The organism is Arthrobacter sp. ISL-69, assembly GCF_018613775.1.
Lineage (GTDB): Bacteria > Actinomycetota > Actinomycetes > Actinomycetales > Micrococcaceae > Arthrobacter.
In genome coordinates, this window is sequence record NZ_JAGGPO010000012.1 from 205,038 (window position 1) to 228,017 (window position 22,980).

General features: G+C 59.5%; 15 protein-coding genes and 1 pseudogene. 9 read left to right on the forward strand and 7 right to left on the reverse strand.

Annotated elements, in window-relative coordinates:
* Window positions 1-59: 59 nt before the first annotated feature.
* From J7I79_RS08980 to J7I79_RS09000, 5 genes are all read right to left on the reverse strand, one after another.
* Window positions 60-1,730, reverse strand: a complete 1,671-nt coding sequence (locus J7I79_RS08980) for a thiamine pyrophosphate-binding protein (RefSeq protein ID WP_214952405.1) — start codon at window positions 1,728-1,730, stop codon at window positions 60-62.
* Window positions 1,727-2,977 (reverse strand): beta-ketoacyl synthase, encoded by a 1,251-nt coding sequence (locus J7I79_RS08985; RefSeq protein WP_214952407.1) that lies wholly within the window; start codon window positions 2,975-2,977, stop codon window positions 1,727-1,729. The genes J7I79_RS08980 and J7I79_RS08985 overlap by 4 nt, the downstream gene beginning before the upstream one ends.
* On the reverse strand, window positions 2,970-5,636 hold the full coding sequence (locus tag J7I79_RS08990; protein WP_285291325.1) for an aldehyde dehydrogenase family protein: 2,667 nt from the start codon (window positions 5,634-5,636) through the stop codon (window positions 2,970-2,972). The genes J7I79_RS08985 and J7I79_RS08990 overlap by 8 nt, the downstream gene beginning before the upstream one ends.
* The gene (locus J7I79_RS08995; RefSeq protein ID WP_214952411.1) at window positions 5,633-6,289 is read right to left on the reverse strand and encodes a GNAT family N-acetyltransferase; all 657 of its coding nucleotides are present in this window, start codon (window positions 6,287-6,289) and stop codon (window positions 5,633-5,635) included. The genes J7I79_RS08990 and J7I79_RS08995 overlap by 4 nt, the downstream gene beginning before the upstream one ends.
* Window positions 6,290-6,547: 258 nt before the next feature.
* The gene (locus J7I79_RS09000; RefSeq protein WP_214952413.1) at window positions 6,548-6,850 is read right to left on the reverse strand and encodes a hypothetical protein; all 303 of its coding nucleotides are present in this window, start codon (window positions 6,848-6,850) and stop codon (window positions 6,548-6,550) included.
* 211 nt (window positions 6,851-7,061) lie between these two features.
* Between J7I79_RS09000 and fabG the strand changes: the two genes are divergently transcribed.
* The 3 genes and pseudogenes from fabG (at window position 7,062) to J7I79_RS09015 (ending at window position 9,043) form a co-directional block, all read left to right on the forward strand.
* On the forward strand, window positions 7,062-7,793 hold the full coding sequence (fabG, locus tag J7I79_RS09005) for a 3-oxoacyl-ACP reductase FabG (RefSeq protein ID WP_214952416.1): 732 nt from the start codon (window positions 7,062-7,064) through the stop codon (window positions 7,791-7,793).
* 351 nt (window positions 7,794-8,144) lie between these two features.
* Window positions 8,145-8,422: pseudogene (locus tag J7I79_RS09010) on the forward strand (ATP-binding cassette domain-containing protein); the annotation flags it as partial.
* A 390-nt stretch (window positions 8,423-8,812) separates the two neighbouring features.
* Complete coding sequence (locus J7I79_RS09015) at window positions 8,813-9,043, forward strand: hypothetical protein (protein ID WP_214952418.1); 231 nt, start codon at window positions 8,813-8,815, stop codon at window positions 9,041-9,043.
* Between the two features lie 1,460 nt (window positions 9,044-10,503).
* Here J7I79_RS09015 and J7I79_RS09020 read toward each other — a convergent pair.
* Complete coding sequence (locus J7I79_RS09020) at window positions 10,504-11,691, reverse strand: transposase (protein ID WP_285291326.1); 1,188 nt, start codon at window positions 11,689-11,691, stop codon at window positions 10,504-10,506.
* A 182-nt stretch (window positions 11,692-11,873) separates the two neighbouring features.
* On the opposite strand from J7I79_RS09020, the gene J7I79_RS24945 reads away from it, so the two are divergent.
* The 3 genes from J7I79_RS24945 (at window position 11,874) to J7I79_RS09035 (ending at window position 16,160) form a co-directional block, all read left to right on the forward strand.
* Complete coding sequence (locus J7I79_RS24945) at window positions 11,874-12,122, forward strand: helix-turn-helix domain-containing protein (RefSeq protein ID WP_396020183.1); 249 nt, start codon at window positions 11,874-11,876, stop codon at window positions 12,120-12,122.
* A 520-nt stretch (window positions 12,123-12,642) separates the two neighbouring features.
* The gene (locus J7I79_RS09030; protein WP_214952423.1) at window positions 12,643-12,927 is read left to right on the forward strand and encodes a hypothetical protein; all 285 of its coding nucleotides are present in this window, start codon (window positions 12,643-12,645) and stop codon (window positions 12,925-12,927) included.
* Window positions 12,928-13,931: 1,004 nt separating this feature from the next.
* Window positions 13,932-16,160, forward strand: a complete 2,229-nt coding sequence (locus tag J7I79_RS09035; RefSeq protein WP_214952424.1) for a cutinase family protein — start codon at window positions 13,932-13,934, stop codon at window positions 16,158-16,160.
* Window positions 16,161-16,825: 665 nt separating this feature from the next.
* Here J7I79_RS09035 and J7I79_RS09040 read toward each other — a convergent pair.
* Window positions 16,826-17,509, reverse strand: a complete 684-nt coding sequence (locus J7I79_RS09040; protein WP_214952427.1) for a helicase associated domain-containing protein — start codon at window positions 17,507-17,509, stop codon at window positions 16,826-16,828.
* 627 nt (window positions 17,510-18,136) lie between these two features.
* Here J7I79_RS09040 and J7I79_RS09045 point away from each other — a divergent pair.
* The 3 genes from J7I79_RS09045 to J7I79_RS09055 all read left to right on the forward strand — a co-directional run bounded on the left by J7I79_RS09045 (window position 18,137) and on the right by J7I79_RS09055 (window position 22,474).
* Window positions 18,137-21,325 (forward strand): FtsK/SpoIIIE domain-containing protein, encoded by a 3,189-nt coding sequence (locus J7I79_RS09045; RefSeq protein WP_214952429.1) that lies wholly within the window; start codon window positions 18,137-18,139, stop codon window positions 21,323-21,325.
* Between the two features lie 11 nt (window positions 21,326-21,336).
* A complete protein-coding gene (locus tag J7I79_RS09050) occupies window positions 21,337-21,600 on the forward strand; it encodes a hypothetical protein (RefSeq protein ID WP_214952431.1) in 264 nt (87 codons plus the stop codon).
* An 85-nt stretch (window positions 21,601-21,685) separates the two neighbouring features.
* On the forward strand, window positions 21,686-22,474 hold the full coding sequence (locus J7I79_RS09055) for a ParB N-terminal domain-containing protein (RefSeq protein WP_214952433.1): 789 nt from the start codon (window positions 21,686-21,688) through the stop codon (window positions 22,472-22,474).
* Window positions 22,475-22,980: the final 506 nt, after the last annotated feature.

Genomic DNA, 22,980 nt, shown 5'->3' on the forward strand with positions numbered 1-22,980 from the left:
GGGCATGTTAAGGCCAGTCAGTTGGGTTCTCGCACCAGGCGTGGCACGTCCGGAACCTGTCATGCTACGACCTGGCCAGGGTTCTGCAGCACGGGTGGAATGTCGTCTTCCGTGCAGATGATCCTCAACACTGTGACTTTGCCGTCGCGTGCACGCTCCATCCCAAAACTGATTGCTGCGGCAACGTCATCCGTCGCTTCGACGGTTTGGAAGCAGAGCCGCCCGCCGTCGCCCGCATTCGCAGACCGGGAAAGGGTGCTCCCCGGCGTTTCAACAAAACGTATTTTGGCCCCTTCTTGGCGGGCTTGACGGTCGAGCCAGCCGAACCCGCCGTCATCAAAAATGACGTACATGAGGGATAACTCATTCCGGATCAGAAAGGACAGATCGGGCGAGAAGGAGTCAAAGGCCCCGTCACCGCCAATACAAACGACAACCTTTCCGGAGTCAGCGGCGATACCCGCCGCTGCCGCGACTCCAAAGCCCAGTGTCGTCTGCTCCGACGGGACGACAGACTTGATGCCGTCACCGAGGGAAAAGAATGGTACGAGATAACTCCATATATCGTGCAGCCCGTTCTCGTGGACGACGATGGCATCGGACGGCATGCCCTTTGCAAGCGCCGTCAGTGTCTCGACACAACGGGAGCCGGCCCACGAGGTGCCGGTCAGGCGAAGAACCTCCCGGACGGAATTGATCTCCCCACTCCATGTCGAAAGGTGCCCTGACGGGAACTTGGTCGTGATTTGTGAGGTCAGTTCCCCCAGCCGCTGCACGGGTAGTTCCAGATATTGCCCCGACCTGGAAAAGTCAACGTCCTCAACAGCGACATTAATTTGGAGCCACGGGGCGTGAGTGGGAAGACCCATGACTGCCGTTTCCTCCAGCCTGCTGCCCAGAACGATCACTAGATCCGCTGTTGCAACCAGATCAGCTGTCTGCGGCATCATGTAGAGGCCTGATAGTCCTAGGTAGCGGTTGTTGGATTCGGGGAACGAGCCTCGCCCGGACGCCGTGGTGAGGACAGCGGCGTCAAGACTTTCGGCAAGCTCGAGATAAGCTGCAATACACCCGGCAGACCTCGCCCCGCCGCCTAAAAGGACCAGGGTGCGTGATGAAGTGTTGAGTAGGTCAGCGAGGCTCTCCCGCGATGGTGTTACAGGGGGTGCTACGGGAGGATCGCTGGGGGCTCCCAGCCCGTCGGGAATTTCTACGAAGACCGGGCCGCCGGATCCGGCAGCAGCCCGAACTAGTGCACTAGTGACAATGGGCACGACAGAATTAGCGTCTGGTACCCGTACGGCCCATTTCGTTACCGGCTCCGCCATCGGAACCAGTGGCGCGTCTTGAAACGCACGAGTCGCCAGCCGCGACGTAGCAGTTCCGGAAGCAAGGACGATGATCGGCGCCGACGAAGTTAGCGCTTCCAGCATCCCGGGTACGGCAGCAGCGACGGCTGGTCCCCGGCCGAGGAGACATACAGTTACCTTTCCGCTCGCAAGTGCTGCTCCCGTTGCCATGTGCACCGCTGTTCGCTGAGAACTGCACCATAGGACCTCGATGCCTTGCGATTCAAAGGCACACGCTGCTTGCATGTCATCGTCAGGAAGCCCGAATACGCGGTCTACTCCTGCGGACCGTAGTGCTCGTGCAACCTCGTCCCACGCGTTGGTAGCGACCGAGATGATCGGGGATGGTTCCAGTGCAGAAGACTGCACGGCCGAGGTCATGAAATGACCCGCAGGATCAGTGAGGCGTTATGTCCGCCGAAGCCGAACGAATTCGACAGGACGGTGGTGAGCTTTGCCCCCCGCGCCGTATGAGGCACCAAATCGTATTCAGGAAAGTCGGAGTTGTCGAGATTGATGGTTGGGGGAACAACCTGATCGCGGAGAGCGAGCACACAAAGGACGGCTTCAAGGGCGCCCGCGGCCCCCAAAAGGTGCCCTGTCATCGATTTCGTTGAGCTGATGGGTATCTGGGTGGCTGCATCTGAAAATACTTCTGAAATGGCTTTCAGCTCTGTCGCGTCGTTATAAGCCGTCCCGGTCCCGTGCGCATTGATGTAGTCGATGTCGCTGGCGGGTATGTGGGCGTCCACCAGCGCGTCACTCATCGCGAGGCTGGCGCCAAGGCCATCGGGGTGGGGTGCGGTGGCGTGGTGCGCGTCAGAGGAGCAGCCATAGCCTAGAATCTCCGCCATTGGTGCTGACCCGCGTTTTTCGACGGACCGTTCCGACTCCAGAAGCAGCGCAGCTGCCCCGGATGACATGACGAATCCTGACCGGTCCCGATCGAACGGGCGGCTCGCCTTCGTCGGTGCATCGTTCCTGTTGCTGGCCAGGGCCCTGAGGTTAGCGGTCGATGCTATGTCCTGACGGTTGAGTGAGTCATCCGCGCCTACAACGAGGACCGCGTCCGCGTACCCGTGCCGGATCATGCGCGTCGCTTCGCCGATGCCGACAGTTCCGGTGGCGCAGGCGGCTGAGATGCCGTGAGTTGTTCCCATCGCCCCGTACTGGACTCCGAGGTATGAACTCAGTGCGTCCGCTCCGCCATAGATGGTGACATTAGGGGACACTGCTCGAGGGCCGCGCGTGTCAAGTATGCGTGTGGCTTCATGGACTGCTTCTGTGGTTCCATATCCAGTCGCTGCAAGCACTGCGAACCGTCGTGGCTCGAAATCCTTGTTTTCTCCTGCCGTGGACATGGAGGACCTGCCCATGGCCTGGTGCGAGGCTGCCACTGAGTACCAGATATAAGGGCTGAGTCTGCGGATATCGACGTGCGGTAGGAATTCTTTGGGATCAAATCCCTTTATCTCGCCGCCAATAGTGACGCTAAGGTCAGTGCAATCAACATTCTGCAAGGTCGCGATTCCACTTCGCCCCGCCAGGATGCTTGTCCAGGTGTCCTCGGCCGTGTTGCCGTTCGGACTCACAGCTCCGATTCCGGTGACGAATACCCTGTTATTCATGAAGGTCCTCCAGTTGACCTGCGGCCCTCAAGGGTTCCCTTGAGATCCAATAGTTGGCTACAGCTTCTGTGATGTTGATTGGCCCAAGAACGCGTTTGCCGTCGTAGACGGTGTATCCCGACTCGGGGCCGTAACCGCCGAATGCCTCGTATGAAGCTGATGAGCTGCCGAGTGACTGGTCGGAGGACACCATGTAGCTGGCCGCTAGACGTGAGGCGTGTTTATCTTCGACGCCGTAGAGAGTTACTCCGAGTGCGTTCTCTAGGTACGGTGGCGATAGGAGGGCGGTCATGACTTCATCGAACGTTTCGTATCTTCCGACAGTGAAGATGGGTGAGAAGTGCTCCACAGGTTTTATTCCATGTATGCCGTCGAAGAACACAATTGCGGGCTCAATTGTCCTGGCCGCATAGTTCACTGCTCCACCGAGCGTTATGTTGTCCCCGTGCTCGAGCAGATACGAGATCGCGCCAAGCATCACTGAGTCCTCACGTAGAGCGGGGAGTGCTCCCTGTACTTGGTTCAGGAAGGCGGCGAGCTCGTCCTGGAGTGCCTTATTGAACTCTTGGGAAATTGACGATTCAACAAAGACGATGTCCGGCGCTAAGCAGTCCTGACCCCCGTTAAACAGTCGGGCACGTACGGTCTCTCGGGCTGCTTGGCGGACGTTCGCGTCCGCCGTTACGACGGTGGGGTTGTAGCCTTTCCCAAAGAACATGAACAGGTGTTGACGGCTAAGCCGTTTCCCTACCAATTCGGCGTTTGACCGTCGTCCGGTGAAGAGAACGACGGCTGGTTCGGCAGCACACTTTTGCACGAAGAGTGCTTGGTCTGTCGTTTCAACGCTGACCTTTCCGTCTGTGGCGTTATCGAAGATTGAAACCAAAGTGTTCACGATGTTTGCAGTTCCTCGAGACGGCCGCACGGAGACCTTGCTGGCCCACAAGGCAGGTATCAGGCAGTAGAGCGCGAACGATTCCAAAATCGCATTGGCCGGCATGAAGACAAATACGGGTGGTTCTCCGGCGGGTTTGTGTAGTGCCATCTCGCCGGCGGCGTTCTGCAGCGTTGCCAACAGCGCTGAATATTCTGCGGTGATTGTTGTGGGGTCCGTCCAGCCCGATAATGCCGCATACAACGCTTCTTTGTGCGAGATGGCCACTCTCATCATCGCCGCAGCGCGGGGTTCCTCGGCTTCTAGACTTGTTTTCCGCCCTGCGTACAGAGCTTGCGCGAATTGAGCGAGCTTGGAGTCGCTGACCTTGCCGCCCGCATTCATAGGTAATTTCCTAAGCACTTCGATGTGGTCAGGTATTTCGTGCTCGTCAAGTACTTCCGAAACCCTCCGGCGCCAATAACTCCGGCTACGGTACAGGGGGTCTTCTACGACCAGCCAGAACGCGTCCACTCGGTTGGCCTTGACGGGAACGACGTGGCCGTTCACACCGTTGGCGCTGAGTCGTCCTGACAGTTCGGCGAGGTTAAATGTGTATCCATTGCGAGTTATCGCACCTTCCCGTCCTAAAACAAACAGGCGTTCGGAACGGACCCGTCCCAGGTCGCCAGTGTCGAACCAGCCTTCCGCGTCGGTTTCCAGGTTAGCGAGATCGTTCTGGTCGGCTCGTCGGATGAGAATTCGACCCGTGTCTCCTTCCCCCACCTCTGCACCGTCAGGACCTACTATTCGCATTTTGTAAGTGCTGACAAGGCGCAGTCCGGACTCCACAGCACATTCATCTATAAAACCCACATTGCCGAGTTGCGCCATGCCATACCCGTCAATGAGCGACCGGCCGCTCATAGCCGAGAAGTCATTCTGCAACAGCGGTGACAGCAGGGCACCCCCAACGCCCCAAACGCGGACCGAGTCGATGGAAGGGATCAATTCAGGCTTCTTTGCCACCGCACCAACGAGCGCTTGGTAAACCGGGGGGCTCGCATCCACTGCCGTCACGTTATGGCGTGAGATGGTCCTTATCGCCTCGCTTATGCGAGTTCGGCTTGAAAGCACTAAGTCAGCGCCAAGAACCATGCTGATAAGGACAACGCTCGAGCCGTACTGACCGCTCAGCGGGAGGAGGGGCAGGAAAACATCCCCGGAAGTGTACCCGAGCAGATCGGACGTCGCCAAGGAGTTCTCCAGGACATCCGCCCCGGATTTCCACACGACCGATGGCAGTCCGGTCCGTGTTCCCGAAGAGAGAATGGCGAGTGCTCGCTCCTGCTCGAACCATGCCCGCAGGTCTATCTGCTCCCGTACATTCGTCAGCCCTATGTCGAGATCAACACGGCTCATGGCGCGCAACTCATCACTAAGATCGACGACACGGTGACTGGAAGAAGCGCGCTCTTTTCCTGTGACTAAGACGAAGTCGATTGTCGGAAGCTTGGACTGGTATCTGCCCAGGAGACTCCCGTTATCGATCAGCACGATCTCTGAGTTTAGATTCGCAAGAGCTAGCAGAGCCAGCACCGATCGTCCTGTGCCGTCGTTTTCCAGCACAATTACTTGCCCGCGGCCTACACCCTTCTTCAGCAAGAGACCAGATACCGCTCCGACCGCATGAGCCAGTTGCGTGTCTGCCAGTGTAATGCCGTGCCAGGACACTGATCGAGGTAAGAATTGCGTGGAACGAGGGACTTTCACATCAGTCGTCATCGACGTAACCAGGCTGCGTTTGGCGTTCCGGCGAGGTAATGTGTCAGAGCTTCACGACCCTTGGCTTTATCGCTGGCGCTAACTCTGGGTTCAAACGGCATGATGCCTTGCATTTCATGATCTTTTGCCTGGGATAAGTACTCGGGTCTGAGTATCGACCAAACGGTCAGATCGTGATATTCGCCGTCCAAGTAGATAGCATCACGTAGTACGCCTTCAATGGTCAGCCGCCTGCGGGTCATAGGGAGAATGGTGAAGGCGTTGATGGCTGCAGTCGTGAATTGCACTCTCCATGCATCGAGTGTCTGGAACAAGAGGTCCAGCAGGATGATTAGGGCCTCCGCACCGTACCCCTGTTGCCAGTCCGCTGGATCGCCTATAACCACGCTGACTTCAAACGAACGAGAATGTCTTGCTGTGCGCCACGTAACCGCGCCAACTGGGCCAACATTGTTTGCGTCGATGACTAGACAATCAATATGACCAGCTTCGATTGCCCGGCGAAGTGTCCGGCCGGTATGCCTACCAGGGTTCGGCGCCATTGCAACGTCTCCGAATGGATTCGAAGTCAGCCATTCTGCGACTGTGTCGTACTCGGTCGAGCCTGGTGCGCGCAGCAGGGCACGCCTGCCAAAAAGTGATGAATCCCCCATGGCGTCAATATAACCATCGGTTGGATAAATTCGCAATAATGTAGGTAATTGCGTGGCAAGTATGGCAGGCGATGCCCTTGGCAGCAGCCCGCGCGAAGACGCGAGATGCGCCGCTCAAAGGAAACTCAGCCACGTCATGATGGAGATAGCTGCCGCGGTGAATCCCGGAGCCAAGCGCCTCGCGGCAGGCCGCGGCCCAGGCTTCGATTGGTGCGATGAGGGGCTGGCTCTCCGGGCCCGCCCAGCAGACCGGTCCGTTCAGCCGGTCCCAGACGCGGTAGCCGCAAGGGCTGGTGTTGCCTTGCGGCACGATACGTCGACCCCATCGATCTCGGCCGGCCTTTCGCGGCTGATGGTGCCCAAGCGGTTGCTTTGGTGCGTTGCCAGACGCCCAGGTTTGCGGGCGGATTTGACGGGCTTGGTCGGTACCCAGGTGTGGCCTTCAAGCAAACGTACGCCGAAAGTTTTCTTGAGCGCCAGTTCCCAATTCATCCGCAATTTCCCCCCCGGGTCGGTCGGCGGCTTCCGCTGCGCGGCCTTGGCCGATTTCGCTTCCGCCACCCGCTCCGAGGCAGCCTTTCCGGCACTTGACCGGCGAGGCCTGCCACAAAGTCAGTGTGTCCGGCGAAGAACTCCCGAAGGCCTGCGGTCCCCGTTTTTGTCCTTCGCGCCACATCTTCGGCACTTATATGCGGCAGCCCGCATTCGACAGGTGGCCAGTCACGTTCGGCAGGTAGGCTTGTCACGGTTCATGACACTGGAGGAAAAGACAATGACAGCAACTACAGAACGTGCCGCCGCCCGGAGCATACTAGTCACCGGCGGCAACCGGGGCATTGGTCTGGCCATTGCCAAGTCGTTCCTGGCCAACGGGGACAACGTCGCAGTGACCTACCGCAGCGAGACGGAACTTCCGGAGGGCATCCTCGGGGTCCAGGCCGACGTCACCGACACCGCCTCCATTGACGCCGCATTCAATACTGTCGAGGCCGCGCACGGTCCGGTCGAGGTGCTCGTCCCCAACGCCGGGATCACGAAAGACACCCTGCTGATGCGGATGTCCGAGAATGATTTCACCTCCGTGTTGGACACCAACCTGACGGGTGCATTCCGGGTCGTCCAGCGCGCAACCAAAGGCATGATGAAGCTTCGCAAGGGCCGGATTGTGTTGGTCTCTTCGGTGTCGGGGATCTACGGCGCTCCCGGCCAGGTGAACTACTCGGCCTCCAAGGCTGGCCTGATCGGTATCGCCCGCTCAGTCACCCGTGAACTGGGCGCCCGCGGGATCACTGCGAACGTCATAATGCCCGGCGTCGTGCTAACCGACATGTTCAATGAGGTGTCCGACGAGATGAAAGAGCACTACAAGTCCGGGATTCCCGCCGGCCGGTTTGCCGAACCGTCAGAGATCGCCGATGTCGTCCGGTGGCTGGCCAGCGACGAGGCGTCCTATATTTCCGGCGCGCTCATCCCGGTCGACGGCGGCGGCAGCATGGGCCACTAGCTAGGCCTGACCTGTCGAACGGTGGCGGCCCCGCCAGCCGGGCACCCACGGCGCTCAGTGCCGCTGCCTGATCCGGATCAAGGATGCCGTGGTTGGCGTTTGGCCATCTTCTTCGCAGGCGCCCGCACTTCTTGCGTCAACCCAGAGGTCATCATCGGCTCTAGGCGTGTGATCCGGTGCTGGTCTGAGCCGGTTCCGTCCCACCAGACGGCGACGGGAACTGCGCGCGCCCGTGGAGCACCGCGGATTCATCCTGTGGGGTGAGAGGTCACCGGCGGGCCCGCGGATAGACTCCAAAGGAGCATATGGCGGCATCTGTTGGGGGAACATCATTGAGCGAAGCACTGGTCCATAACGGTCATCCGGGATTTGTCTTTCGACGTGCAGCGGGGTGAGACGTTCGGGTTCCTGGGCAGCAACGGGTCCGGGAAGACCACTACGCTGCGTGCACTGCTGGGCATCTTACCGCTCACCGCGAGGACCTTGCATATCGGCGGGAAAACCTTTGAGCCCCGTGACGGGGCGCGGCTGGGGTATCTGCCGGAGGAACGCGGGCTGCATAAAAGGAACCGGTCCTGGACGCGATGGTTTACTTTGGCCGGCTAAAGGGGCTGAGCCGAGCCCAGGCCGGGCCGAAATTCTTTGGTCGAGGGGGTGTACCCCCACCCCTTTCGAGGAACAGAAGAAACGCGACGCAACGCGCTCGGGGCCCGCGCGCCGCGCCCTTCTCGGGCTCAACGTCGGAGCCTGGCCAACTCGCAGCATCACCCGGGCGGGGGCCTCGATCTGCGCCACACCGTCATTGAAGTAAGCGCAAGTAGACCCGGATCGTGCGGGTAAGTCAGATGGTCCAGCGCCGCCGGGCGTCTGGGGTCGTTGGCTGAACCTGATGGTCCTTAGGCAGAGGAGGACAGTTGTGCGGCTTGACGCACATATTTTGTGGCTTAGCCTGACGAGGCAGCGGATAATCGAATTTGCCATGACATCAGGAACAGGCAGGTGATCATTTGCGGCGCCCCATGATTGATCGTGCCATTGCCGCACTGAATGTCCTCTACTGGACCGTCGTGGCCGCGTGGTTCGTAGTCCTTGTCACTGACAACGACAGCCTTACCGGCTGGGGCAGCGCTGGTTTCGTTGGAACAGCCCTCGTTGCTGTCTGCGGCTGGCATCTGCTCCGACACAAACGGAAGAAGCTGCAGGCCACGAACGACACGGGCGTCGTGAGCAGAAACTGGCCGGGCGGCTGACACCTGTCTGGCGCGCGCGGCTCGCATCTAAATTGAAGTACCGGTTGTTCTGGTTCCAAACCAGGTATTGCCCGCCACGGTCTTCATGATCGGATTGTCCAACATGCTAAGTATCTGTGGGAGTGAACCACCGGCCATGCGGTGTCCAGGGCCAAGGCTCTCAAGCCCAGTATCACCGGTCGTGTGATCGCTTGCCACAGAGCGACGTGCAGATCCAAGCTCTGTACATTCTGACTGATTCTCGGGGCGGTCCTGCCCAATTGGTCGGGGCTGCTCGCTTCGTGATTAGGTCGTGATTATTCAGCCAAGTCGCATAGGCTCAACGGCGTGGAATGTAGCCTCGGGTGACGGGCCCTGAGACCCTTGCAGGAGGCCGTCTGCTTGGAATTCTTGACGACGCCTCTGCAAACCCGGGCCGGGATCCGTCCATGATCCCACGTTGGCATTTTCCCGCCGGGGCAACCGGCGAGAGTCTGATGGGCGCCCGCCGGAGAGGCAAGCGGGGGCCTGCCATCTGGCGAACGAACGAGGACCCGAGATCGCATGGATAAGAGGCGGAGGTGAATGCACCGCGAGCCTTAAACGTGGGCGAGAAGCAGGTGAATCACTAACATGCGATTCGTGACAAGAGACGCAGGTGAACTGGGGACGCGGCGTGCGTCGGTACGGCGGGAGACGCAGGTGCGCCAGGATCCGGCAACCCATGGTTCGGAAGAGACGCAGGTGTCTGGCGTCGAACTAACAGATTGCCCCGGACGCCGAGTCCGGTCGCTTCCTGGTTGTGCCGAATTCTCCGGCCCAGCGGTCAGGAATATTGCACATCCGTCGTGGGGATCGTCCGTTCTGTGCGCGGCGAAGCGAGGGGTTCCTATACCTGGAACTGCTGGCCGGGCGGCTCCTGCGGGCACTCATCAGCTACGAACCCTCCGACACCGACACAGGGCGCCGCCATGGTTCCGCACGACAACTGGCATCGTTGAAATCCACAGGTAAGGCCCACAAGATCCAACAGTCTTCCCACTGGCTGGGGCAAATCCAACCGTACTGGCGTGCGCCTCTCCGGGGAGACGCCCCGGTCGGCTCGACCCCGAGGGCGCGTCGGACGGCAATTCGACTTGGAGGACAACTTCCCGGCCGAGGGCTGCAGCACCCTCAGAGGCCCTGCGCTTGCTAAATTTTTGACGGCCTCAGGCGTGTGCTCACCCTGAAGGGCATGGAGGCCCGTGCTGGCGATTTAGCGGCAACCACGATGGAGCACGTCCTGGCCCTGGCTGCCGTCCTCACGCCCGTGCGTCATCGGAGCCCTGGACCGGGAAGCCTATGCGGCCCGGACAGGGCCCCGTGCGCGCGCTTTTTTCATGTCCTCCTGGTGACTTCGAACGAGCAAATTGCAGAGGCTGGATGAAAAGTGACTTCGCTCCTCCAGCTACGTGACAGCCCGCAGCTTCTCGAGACGCGGCTTACGCCGTGTCGCGCAGGACCAGCCCGGCCCTGAGTATGTTGACCGCCGCGTTGATGTCGGCGTCGTCTCGGTGCCCGCAGGAAAGGCAAAGGAAAACCTTGCCGTTCCGATTGGCCGCGTCCCGGTGCCCGCATTGACTGCAGGTTCGCGACGTGTAGGCAGGGTTCACCTGAATAAACTGGCGTCCGGCGCTTTCAGCCTTGGCGCGGATCATATTCAGGAAAATTCCCCAACCTGCGTCGAGTATTGATCGGTTGAGCCCGGTTTTCGAGGAGCCGCCATTGGGCAGGTACGTTCCGGTGCCGTCCGGTCGGGGCGCCGCCCGACGGGTCATATCTGCGATCTTGAGATCCTCCGCGACGATGGTGTCGTACACGGCTACCAGGCGGTGCGCCGCCTTGTGCAGGTGGTCCGTCCGCTGGTTGCGGACCTTCCGGTAGCTGGCCGTGACCCTCTCCCGCGACTTACGCCTGCGGTTTGACCCCAGATGGCACCTTTGAAGAGCCCGCTGGGCGTCAGCCAGCCGGGACAGGGAGGCCTTCCCGTAGGCGGGGTTGTCGATCCGCTCCCCGAGGGAGCTATAGGCCAGCCCGTTGGCTCCTGTAGCCAGGTCGATGCCGACAACGGCACCCGTGACCGGCAACGGCGTCGGCAGGTCCTGCTCGGCGGCCAGGATCACATACCAGTGCCGACCCTCCCGCTTCACGGCCACTCTGGTAACTCGCCGGCCCGTGACCAGGCGGTGCTGCTTGACTTTGACGTGGCCGACGCCCTGGAAGTAGACCCGGGTCTGCGCCAGGTGCGGGACCGAGTCCCATTTGGAACCATTCCCGTTACGGTGGTCCACCGTGTCAAAGTAGCCGGCTCCCCTGAACCGCGGGTAGCCCGGCCGCTTCTCGCCAGCCTTGACTCGGCGGAAGAAGGCCTGAAAGGCCTTGTCCAAACGCCGCAGGGTCTGCTCCAGTGAGGCGGCGGACCAGCGGGCATAGTCTGGGTCATCCGCCCTGATGTACTTTAGCTGAGCGTCCTGTTCAATAAATCGGACCCTCGTCCGGGAGTGCCGCCAGGCATCCCGGCGCTCCTGTAGGGCGGCGTTATACAGGAAGCGGTGATCATCCAGCATGCCCCGGAGCAGGTCCTCCTGCTTCGACGTCGGGTACATCCGGAACTTGTAACCCCGGATCATGGCGCCCGGTCGGGGGTTTCCATAGTTAGCACCGACTTTCTCTCACGGGACGCATCGAATCGGATGCATGTATCACTAGTAGAGCAGACAAGTATGACAATGTCAGTTGACATGGATAAATGCCCACCCGCCCTGACCAGTCCTCCGAGGAGCAAACGCGCCGGTGGACTCAACGCAGGGCGATGGTCGGGGCACGGATACGAAAGATACGGCTCGAGCAGGCGCTCTCCCAGGAAGCTTTGGCCCTGGAGTCCGGGTTGAGCCGAAACATGATCATCGGCATCGAATGGGGTCGGAAGAGCGTCGCTTACGAGCGCCTGTGGGACATCGCCGACGTACTTGAAGTGCCGGTCACCCAACTTCTATTCCCGCCGGATTCGGCGGCACAGATCTCGCCATACCGGGGCGGTCGGCGACCAATGGGCGGGTAGCCCCCGACGGAAGCCGTCAACGGGCACCGCTGGCAGGCATCAATATGCACATACAGCGCAGGCGAGGCATTGGCGCACGAAGATCGCAATGATCACCGATGTAGTCGTTCTCGGCGATGATGGTCGGGTGAACAGCGCTGAGGAAGCAATTTTCAAGGTCGTGACGGTACCGGACTCCGAAGATGCCCGGTTGTTCGTCGAGTTGTCGAGCTACGGGGCGACCTCGCTGAGGCCAGCCATGCAGTCGATCTCGCCATCAAATCCCGTGGCGAGGGGTCGCAACTCGAGGACGCGGGCGCCTACCTGATTGCGTTCGCAGTCGTCGCATATTGCCGCACGTATTTCCCCTCGAAAGTGCGAAAAGCCATGACCGACCACATCGCCATCCCGGCCGAGCTCTCAGACGTTCACGGGCTGGTAGGGGCATTCAGGAACACCACGATTGCACATTCCCAGTCAAACCTAGCGACAACGTTCCCGGTGGGTTTTCCTCGATGCCGCAACCCTTCGAGTGCGGGATGTGGCGGCAACGACTGTGTCGCAGACGCTGCCTCCCCTGCTGGTTGATCGTTTCCGCGAACTCGTCGAGGCCGCGGACGACATCCTCTTCCACGTGACCGAGCCGGTCCGGCAGAGGCTGGTCGACAGCTTAAGCGGATCCGATCTGGCGAGGATGGTTGATGCGGCCGGGCAGCTAAGGATAGTGGAAGCTACGGATGCAGACTTCGCGCCACGCACGAGGCGACGGCCCTATACCACCAAACACACCGTGTACTGGTCGGCGACGTCACTGCCCGGCGACTGAGCCGCGGGCGCAACATCACGGCGGCGCAGTTTCACATTCGGTTCTGTGCTGCCCGGGCGCTGTATGGAACAAAGCGCTCGGATGACGGGAGGGAATCGTATAATTGCGCGGCTCGTACTGCTGCCTTCGGTTCGGGGGAAGCAAGGGACACCCCCGGTGACATCCTGACTGACCCAGCCCAGTTGGGTGAGGTGCCGCAGAACCTTGTCCGTGATGCCCGGTAATCGCTTGCTCTCGCGATGCGTTCGGGGCGCTTGTCGTTGGCCGGATCCCATTCGGCGGCCAGGACTGGGCCCACACCGGCGACACTGTTTGAGGCGCTGACTTCTTTACCCGCGCAATGCGGGCACCCACGGCCGCGGAAGCGGGCCGCCGGGGCAGGTGTAACGACCGGTGCGACTCCCGCGTCGTGGGTCCCGTAGTGGGAACACTGAGCGGACGATTCGAGGGCCTGAAAAGGCCGCTTCCTGACTGCCCCGCCAACGATCGCGTGCGGGCAGTGCCGCTCTCGCAGCGCGGTCGACTTCCCCGGACCCGGGCAGGCTCTAACGGGCAGTCACCCTCACCTCAGCGTGGGTAGGCCGCCTCCACCGGGCAGGTGAATTTAGGCGGGCCCAGTTTGAGTGTAGTTCTCTCATCCACTGGTGACGGACTGCGCTGTCATTCGGTCGTTCTCATAAACGAAGGATTCGGCGAAGGCTGCGAATCGAGAAATGGCTGCGCCGCGGCTCACGGAAGACATCACGGGAGAGCACGTTACGACCATGCATGAGCATCCCCGGGTGCAAGTAGAGTGTTGGCCCGCGGGAGACACCAATGAGCGAGTAGTTCACACTCGTGTGGCGGGGGGTTGATGAACCATATGCTCCTTCTCACAGAGCCCGGGAGTCGGACTGGAAAGTCATTTCTTGGCGTCAAGAAACCAGACAATGCTTACTTGCATGTTTTGGTCGGTAAAGATCTTGGGAGCGCGAGCTAACAAGAATAGAGCTCAAAAGGACGTGATGGCCGTGATCTCGTTTCCCTCTGGGTTCCTAACAGGTACAACCATTTTTGCGTTGCCCGGAGCCATGAGATTCGGAATCGGATCGGAGCGCAGGCTGCGCCGCCGCAATGATAGAGGAAAGCACAAAGCCGAGAACTCCCGCCAGGCGGGGCGCCGTGTCTCGGCTTTCTTGATTGCATTCGCGATCGTCGTCTCTTTCGCATCGCAGGGTGCTTTCGCATCGACTGGTTCCGCCATGACGCCTGCAAAAGCGACTACCACTGCTGCCGATTGCCCGGCGGTGATATTCATTGGAGCCCGGGGTTCCGGCGAAAAAGATGCCTCTAAAAGGGATCCGACAACGAAAGTCAAAGACTCGGGCCTTGGCCCCGAGCTCGATGGATTGTACCAGCAGATGGCTGCCGACCTGAACGACAAGCTCAAGGTGCGTCCTCTCTTCGTCGTCTATGCTGCAGCAGATGTCAAGGTGCTGGGACTCTCCAAGAAGGAAGCCGCACAACTTGCCGGATACATAGCAGTGGGCGGAACTGCGGGCTTTGTTGACTACTACGTAAAAAAGCACCTCAACGAGTACTTGGCGAGTATCGACGAAGGCATCAAGTCCGCCACGGCTGAACTGACGACCGAAGCAACGCAGTGCCCCAATGCTCGATTCGTCCTGGCGGGATACTCGCAGGGCGCGTTGGTCATGCATGAACTCCTTCTCAACTTGAGTGACAATGCCGACAAAGGCGATGCCGCCAGCCAGGCTCTGTTGCGGCGCATCACCGCAACTGCGTTGATCGCGGATCCAGGAAGAAAGAGTAAAACCGCCGCAATGAAATCCGGAACCGCAGATTTCAGTGCCCAAGGCATCAAGAGCTTCCTGACAGTTGGCGAACGGGATGTCCCGACACCGTCAAGCACCTACGACATCTGCAACCTGGGCGACTTTGTGTGCGACTTCTCGTGGGCGGTGCTACTTGACAGCATCGCCGGGAACTCGAGCGGTTTCAACGTCCACAAGTACAGCTATCAGAACAATCAGTTGGTCAGGAACATCGGTTCAAAGATCGCAACAAGTCTGCTTGGCCAGCTTCCGGGCGTCGTTGATCATCTGAGTATCTCGCCTCCAACCGCCTCGGTGACCACCGGTACACCGCAGACCTACACCGCCACTGCTATCGATCCATTCAACAAACCATTGGGAGACGTAACCGCCGAGACCACGTTCGGGATCTCGCCCGACGGAGAATGCAAGGGCAACGTGTGCACGCCGGCCTTGCCAGGACCACACACTGTCAAAGGGGTGAGAGACCTCGTCAGCGGGATAGCAACATTGACCGCGACACCCATCCATCCACCAGCGGGAGATGTGGTGTACACGGTGCAAGACACGAATGGGCTTCAAAATATCTGGCTTCGCCACGCATTGGACGGAAGCACGGTTCAATTGACCACCAATGGGGGGCAGTTTCCCGACGTTTCACCGGACGGCACGAGGATCGCCTACATTGCCGCCGACCCGAATCCGAGTACGCCAACCTACATCACCTGGCTGATGAATTCCGATGGAACCAATGCCACAGCATTGGACCCTCAGACTCCCGCCAACACATATAGCGATTTATCCCCGAGATGGTCTCCCGACGGGACGCAGATTTCAATTACCCGGAACTACGCATGGGACCAGTTCGGGTACAACAACAACAACGGCTACTCGGACTTATTCATCCTCAGCGCTAGCACCGGGACCGCCACGGAAGTCACCTCCGACCACCAGAGTTACGGACCAGCATCCTGGTCGCCTGACGGCCAGCGGCTTGCATACTATACGCGCCCGATGGGCCTGGCAGTTGCGAACAAGAATGGCTCGAATGTTCATGCTTTGGCACTCACCGAAAACACTCAACTCTATGACCCCGAATGGGCACCCAGCGGGGAGCGGATATATGTAGACACCGATACTGCTGGAATTCGCTACCTTGACTCCAGCGATGGATTCGTCACCCCTGCCCCGGCTCCGGCCCAATGGCTGATGCCCGTGCCCCGGTTCCGCGACTACTACCCCCGCGTGTCGGCAGACGGAAGTACGGTCGTCTTCGCGGGTTTTGACCGGTGTCCCGACAACGCCATTACCAACACCTGCTTTGGCTTCAATCTTTTCACTGTCAGCAGCAGCGGCGGAATCCCGACACAGTTGACCTCAACAACGGGCGCCTTTACGCCAAGCCTCGTCAAAGAGTAGCCTTTCGACGCGCGGCCAACCAGTGGACAGGAGTACTAAACCCATCAAGAGAGTTGTCAGTCGCGCCCGATGGCTCGCGTTCAGTACGAAATGACGCGGGAGGTCTGAAAGGGTCGTCGGATCTTCATGACGTGGCCCACCGTCTCGCGGAGCACGTGGAGGGGAAAGCGCTATTCCCAATTAGGGAGAGAGTCCCGGCCTTTCTAGAACGCGTTGCAGCATCCGTACTCCTTTGGCGACCGTCACGACGGAAAGCCACAAGATCATGAGCGAGTGGTTGCCGACCGCCCAAGGTTAGGGGGCTCAGCGAGACATAGGATTCTCTGGCCGAGAAGCTTCCGCCGCGGATGCGGGCCGAGCATCGGGGCTTTAGGGTGGGACCTCAGCACTCACAATTTCCTCGCTGTCCCACACGAAATGGTCCTTCGCGATCTTGACCGACGTTTTGGCGTCAGAGCCTCGTGCCGTCGTCGTTAGGGCCTTCCTCTGGTCCAGCAGGACCTCGGAAACCATAGCCTTCCAGTCGGAATCGCCGGACAGAAAGCCGCCGTCCTTTAGCCGTGAAGACAACTTCGGAACTGACAGAGGCGAGAAAGCCCAGACCCGCGTCGGACTGTAGCGGTCGCTGTTGAGTGGTCCAAGGCATTGACGTCTTCACGGTGGGTCTAGACCGGGCCGGCCGAACGGCTGCGGCCCCGCCAGCCGGGAACCGCCGCGCTCAGCGCAGCTGCCTGATCCGCGTCCAGGGTGCCGTGGTGGGCTTGGATACGGCGGCCGTGCAACCAGACCCCGACGGCCCGCTCCTCGGGGTCGGTGGAACGGTAGTCCGGCAACCGGCCCGTTACCTCGTGGAACTCCGTCAACTGCACGGTCCTCAGCGCCCAGCGTTCCTGTTCGGTCCGCTTCCGGAGCCCGGCCTGCCAGCCCTTGACGTGGTTGAGCAGGGCCAGCTTTTCCTGGCTCAGGGTACCGGCGCGTGCTTTGCGGCGCTGGGCATCGAGCCACCGGCCCAGCCGCGCATACTCCGGTTCCGGCAGACCCGCGTGGGGCAGCTCCCCATGTCCGGTACGGTGGGCGATGACTTCTTCCAGGCGCAGCACCCACGCCTCCGGCACAGAACCGTCCGCGTCACCCGCGGGGGCACGGGACTGATGTACGTCCGTCAGTCCCGGGACCGCGGTGACAAAGCGGCGCAGCCGGTTATGGACCGCGTTCGGGTGCACCCGGCACAGGGCCGCGATCCGGCGTCCTGTCAGGCCCGCCACGTACATCAACAGCCACTCATCATCCGGGTCAAACCCGGCGGCCGCCACCCGCCCTCTTGCTTCCTTATCCGTCACTGACACCACGCAGACCAATGTACAACCCGAACTCACCGGTCAGCGATGCGGCCCTCGCGTTGGCCCCGGCGAGTACACCTAGGCCGCCCGCGAGCCGTCGTCAGCACATTCGCCATCCTCCGCAGACTCCAGCGTCGCCGTGGCAGAGTATCTGGTCTTCACATGACTCAGGAACCCTGTTTTCGGTCCGGTGATGTACCCCTCCGTGCCGTCGCCTTCGTCGGAACGGGCAGCAGGGGGCCTACGTGATCGGCTCGTTCAGGTGACAGAGACAAACCGGATCTCTGTCCGTGCCACACTAGGGCCGCCGTCTCCAAGCATTAGGGAGGACGCTTCTGCTGTGTCCGTTGTTACGGGTTGCGTAACCTGAGGAAAACTTGATCAGTTCTTGAGGCTTCGTGCTGGCGGACTTTAGGATCACCAAATGCGCGGAGAATAACAGAAGATAATCAAAAATCTAGGTAAACAGAAGAATAGATTTGGCAAATAAGATGACAAAACTCGTCAATACTCGGACGCGGAATAATCCCTTAGAATGAGCAAAATTAGTGCCCATCGCGGGCAAACGTTCAGTGAGTGGGGGATGCTGTGAGTGATGCTTGGGCAACGCAGGGCGGAGACTTGTCAGAAGCGTCTATGGCCATGGACTTTGTGAAGAGCCAGGAGCTTTTTCGAAAATCTTTTCAGAGCGAGCTCACAGTGTTCCAGTCCATCGAAAAGGACGAAGCGCGCATTAAAGCGTTAGACACGTTTGCTGGGCAGGTCGCAAGCCAAATCCAGACCAACTTTGCTATGTCTACGCGGGCCTGGAATATCGTGAAATCAACCGCTCCTCTCCCAGAAACAGCGGATCTTCCGCACATTTCGCAGAGGGGTGATCTCCTGCCGACCGATGAAGTCCGAGTCCTCTTCGAGCGGGCAGTCGCCGTCAGAAAATCCATCGACAAGGCAATGTTCTTCTACGGTGAAGATCGGAATCTCCTGGGTCGGTTCATGCGCCAAATTGAGTCCTACCGGCTTAGCGCCCTCTCGACGGCCGATGAGATCGAGAAAACCATCTCGAGGAAACGCACGGCGTTTGCCAGCGCCGCCCAGCTGCTTGCGATGGCGGTGGACTCCGAGCATCTTGGGCAGATCCGAGAAATTCTTTCGCTGCAGCAGAGTATCGGACCTACCGCTTTGTCGGGGTTCGACCAGGACGAGTGGGCTCGTTGGGAACCACCACGGAATGTCCAGCTCGTCAATATGGGAACTTTGTACTACCCGCGGCCGGAGGTTAATTTCTGCCGTTCCGTTCCTCAGACATACTCATATCCCCTGCTGCTTTCGTTGGAATCTAACGGACGCTTTCTTTACAAACATGACACTGATGGACGCGAAGCTGCACAGTCCGCGGCTCGTGCTCTTATTCTGCGTCTGCTGGGCGCGTTTCCCGCCGGCAAGCTCAACTTCACCATCTTTGACCCATTGGGGTTGGGTGACGCGGTTGCGCCGTTCCTCGCGCTGGCTGACCACAACAAGGATTTCATAGGCGGCAAGATCTGGTCGTCCGCGCAAGACCTATCCAAGCAGCTTGGCGAACTAACCGCTCACATAGAGCATGTGATCACCCGATATCTCAGAGGCGACTATTCAACGATCGCAGAATACAATGCTGCGGCTGGCGAGATTGCCGAGAACTATCGGGTCCTCGTCGTATATGACTTTCCTGCCCAGTTCACCGAAGAAACCCAGTTCGAACTCCAGCGCATCATGGAAAACGGCCCCCGGTGCGGCGTCTTCACAATCGTCGTATCCAACAGTGGAATCAAAGCCAATTACGGCGTATCGGATGCATCGCTTCCAGCACTCCGTTTAGTCAATGACGGATCCTTCAGTGGATACCCCGTCGAAGGAGGCCAGCTACCGCTCCTTCGTTTCGACGCGGACCCAATCAGTGTGCTTGGGCAGGATCAAGGACAACAGCTGATCGATGCAGTTGTCGACAGGGTAGGTCGCGAAAGTAAGACCGCCTCAGACGTCTCTGTCACCCTTGAAAAGACACATCAGCTCTTCGCGGCCGCGGTCGAAGCCGATGTCCGCAGCGACATCCCCCCGGACTCCAAAGCCGTCGATACCGCCAACGCCGCAACTTGGTGGAAAAACAGCACAAGGGATGCGTGCATTTCCCCCGTCGGTCCCAGCAGTGCGCGCGAGGTCGCTCTGCTGCGCTTTGACTCGAACTCGATGGCTGGAGGTTTCCTCATCGGGAGGATGGGATCGGGAAAAAGCACCCTTCTGCATACTTATCTGGCCGGGCTGACCATGCTGTATCCGCCGGATGAACTCGAGCTCTATCTTTTGGACTTCAAGGAAGGAGTCGAATTCTCGGCGTACGCAAAGATGCAGCTGCCCCATGCAGTCTGCGTCGCAATCGAGTCCGAGAGGGAGTTCGGACTGAGCGTCTTGGAATCCGTAGTAGAGGAAATGCAACGGCGCGGAAAGCTGTTTCGTGCCACCGGGGGCCAGCAGACGACGTTCGCAAACATGCGGGATCATGGCGGTGAGAAATTGTCCCGTATTGTCCTGGTTTTCGACGAGTTCCATGTACTTTTCTCGCAAGACGACAAGATTGGTACCCGATCCGCGGAGCTTATGGAAACGGTCATTCGTCAGGGCCGAGGCTTCGGAGTACATGTTCTCCTTGCCTCCCAAACGCTCTCGGGCATGACGGCATTTCCTCGGCAGAAGATCGACCTATTGCCTGTCCGGGTGTTACTGAGCAGCACCCGGGAGGACGCGGACATGGTTTTGGGCGAGGCCAACCAAGGGTGGAAACTCATATCGAAGCCTGGCGAGGCTGTACTCAATGCAATGGGTGGCGCCGTCGAAGCTAACACCGTCTTTCTGGGCTCGTTCGAAGAAGACTCAGACCGCCTGAGTCGGCTGAGGCTGCTGCGAGATAAGGCGTTGGCATCAGGACACCGGCGCCGCCCGATCGTGTTCGAAGGATTCAAGGCGGCGGAACTTGAAACGGAGACTCCGGAGGACTTCAGGCATCACATTAGCTCAGCGAGCCCCTACGTACTCCAGTTCCGAGCGGGACGGGCATTAACCCTTTCTGGACCGGCGAATTTCATGCTCCGACGTGAAGGAGGGGCAAACGTCCTGCTTGTAGCACGGGACGTACATGACTCTCCGTTTGGGATCGTAAGTACCGCGCTGCTGTCGATCCTGTCTGGATCCCGGGCAGCACAGCTGCAGTTCGTGAATTTCCTTTCGATCGACGAGAACGTGGAGGCGCGGTTGTCTCCTTACTTGGACACGGGACGCCTAGAGCTGCTGCGCCCCAGAAGGCTGGGGGAGACTCTCGAAGCCCTTCTTATCGAGATGCGTCGTAGAATTGAGGAGGACGACGACCAGGCCGAGGCACGAGTTCTTTGCCTCTACGGGCTGCACCGAGCACGCGACCTCACCAGCGATTCCGACTACCGGGACGATGAGAGCGAGTCGCTGTCATCCGAACAGATGCTGCGGGAAATCTTGACTAACGGGCCTGACGTGGGCATTCACGTTATCGGTTGGGTGGAAAGCGTCAGTGCGTTGGATCGTCGATTCGAGCGTGAAACGCAGGCGCAGTTCAATCACCTCCTCGGCACACGCATGGGCAGGGAGGATTCCGGACGCCTTTTTGATTCCGATGCGGCGTCGAAGCTGCGCGAAAACCAACTCCTCTATGCAGATCTCGATACGGGCGCTGAACGCAGGATGATGGCCTACGCAGTAGCAGACCCGGTGTGGTCGAAAGATGTGCTGCAAGAGTCTCCACTTCAAGTCCTGAAATAGGAGAATCCAACATGCCGACTGTCCACGCGAATCCCGACGACCTTCAACGATTTGCAAAGCTGGTCCGGGAAACAGAAAAACAAATTGAAGACCTCAAGAAAAAGATCAATGGGACGATGCGCTCTCTGGACTGGGACGACCCGGTTAAGCGTCGGATCGACCAATCTTTATCCTCCATTCTTACCAGCATCAGCACCCAGTCGAAGCAACTGGATGCCCAGGCGCGGGAGATAGAAAAGAAAGCGCAGCAACTGCGCGTCTTCTTGGGCCGTTGATATGGGACTCGCGCATTCAAGCCGGGATGCGATCGGCCAGGCCAACCACGCGCATCGAAAATACGTGGAGTCAGCGATACGAGCGATGGACGAATACCGTTCAGTACTCTCAGCCCAACTTGTTGCAGCGCAAGCAGAACACGCACGTCGCCGGCAAAACCTGGACAGGGCTGAACGCGACTTTCAGGAGGCCCCTGATGACGAGCGCCGTTACGCAGCTAACCAACGCGATGCCTGCAGCCACCGCTACTACGTCTCGGGGACAGCAGTACAGGAACTGGGCGAAGCCCTCACAAACTTCTCGTTCTTGTCCTCCCGCTTTACCGAGACAACAAGCAGGCTTCGCCTTCAGGCTAACCAGCGGTTGACTTTCCTCGACGAAGCCCTGTCTTTATACGCTTTCGAAACAACGACCGCTGTAAACAGCGCGAAAGCAAGCCGCTCTACCGAACTGGGAAACCAGAGACCGGAGAATTTGCAGGTCTCGCCGCTCGACAGGCTTTTGGCCGCGCGAGGCATGCGAATGATTCCCGTCGACCGTGCCGACTTCACCGACAACCCCATCCTTTCTTGGCGCACGGATGTCGCTAACTATCTGTGGGCCTGTGAAAAATGGGACTTGGTCGTTTCGAATGCCGTCTCTCATGGCCAGAACCGCGAAGATCTGGCCAAGCGCGACACCTTGTCCGGGGCCCCGAACCCGTCCATGCGCCAACTTGCCCACGTTTGGGATCTTTTCCTCGGAGGGGACCCCATAGATGTAACCGCCAAACCTGACGGCAGCTTTGAAGTCAACGGAGGCAGGCACAGGCTGGAAGCTGCCAGACGACTCGGTATCAGTCACCTGCCGGCCGTCGTCAGAGGCGGCAACTGATGGCCCGCAGACTGGAGAACGCTCAGAGGGATATGGAGCGTTCCGTGGCGGATCTGCGACGAGAATGGGACTCGACGCAAGACAGTTGGCACGACAGCCGGAGGCAGCAAGCCGCGGCAGAATTTTTCCAGCCCACGTTTGACTTGTCACAACAAACCCTGATCTCACTCAGGGCCATCACTGAGCAAGTGCAACGCTGCATGGCAGCGTTGCGGTTGCCATAAACCCTGGGATGAGCATGTCTGGACCACGAACACAGCAATTCAGGCCTCCGACGCGAATCGGAGGCTCGTCACCAAACCCGGAAGAAAAGCGACGGCAGAAGAAGATACTTATCCTGGTTGCGTGGCTGGCTGTAGCAGCAGCGATCACGGGCATTATTGTCGCTGCAAGCAACTCACAACGCTCCAGCGCATCGCAGTACACGCCGTTGGGACTATCGCCCCAGAACTCCCAGAGTGCCCAGCAAGCATCCGATAGCGCATACGCATCCTACGATCTTGCCT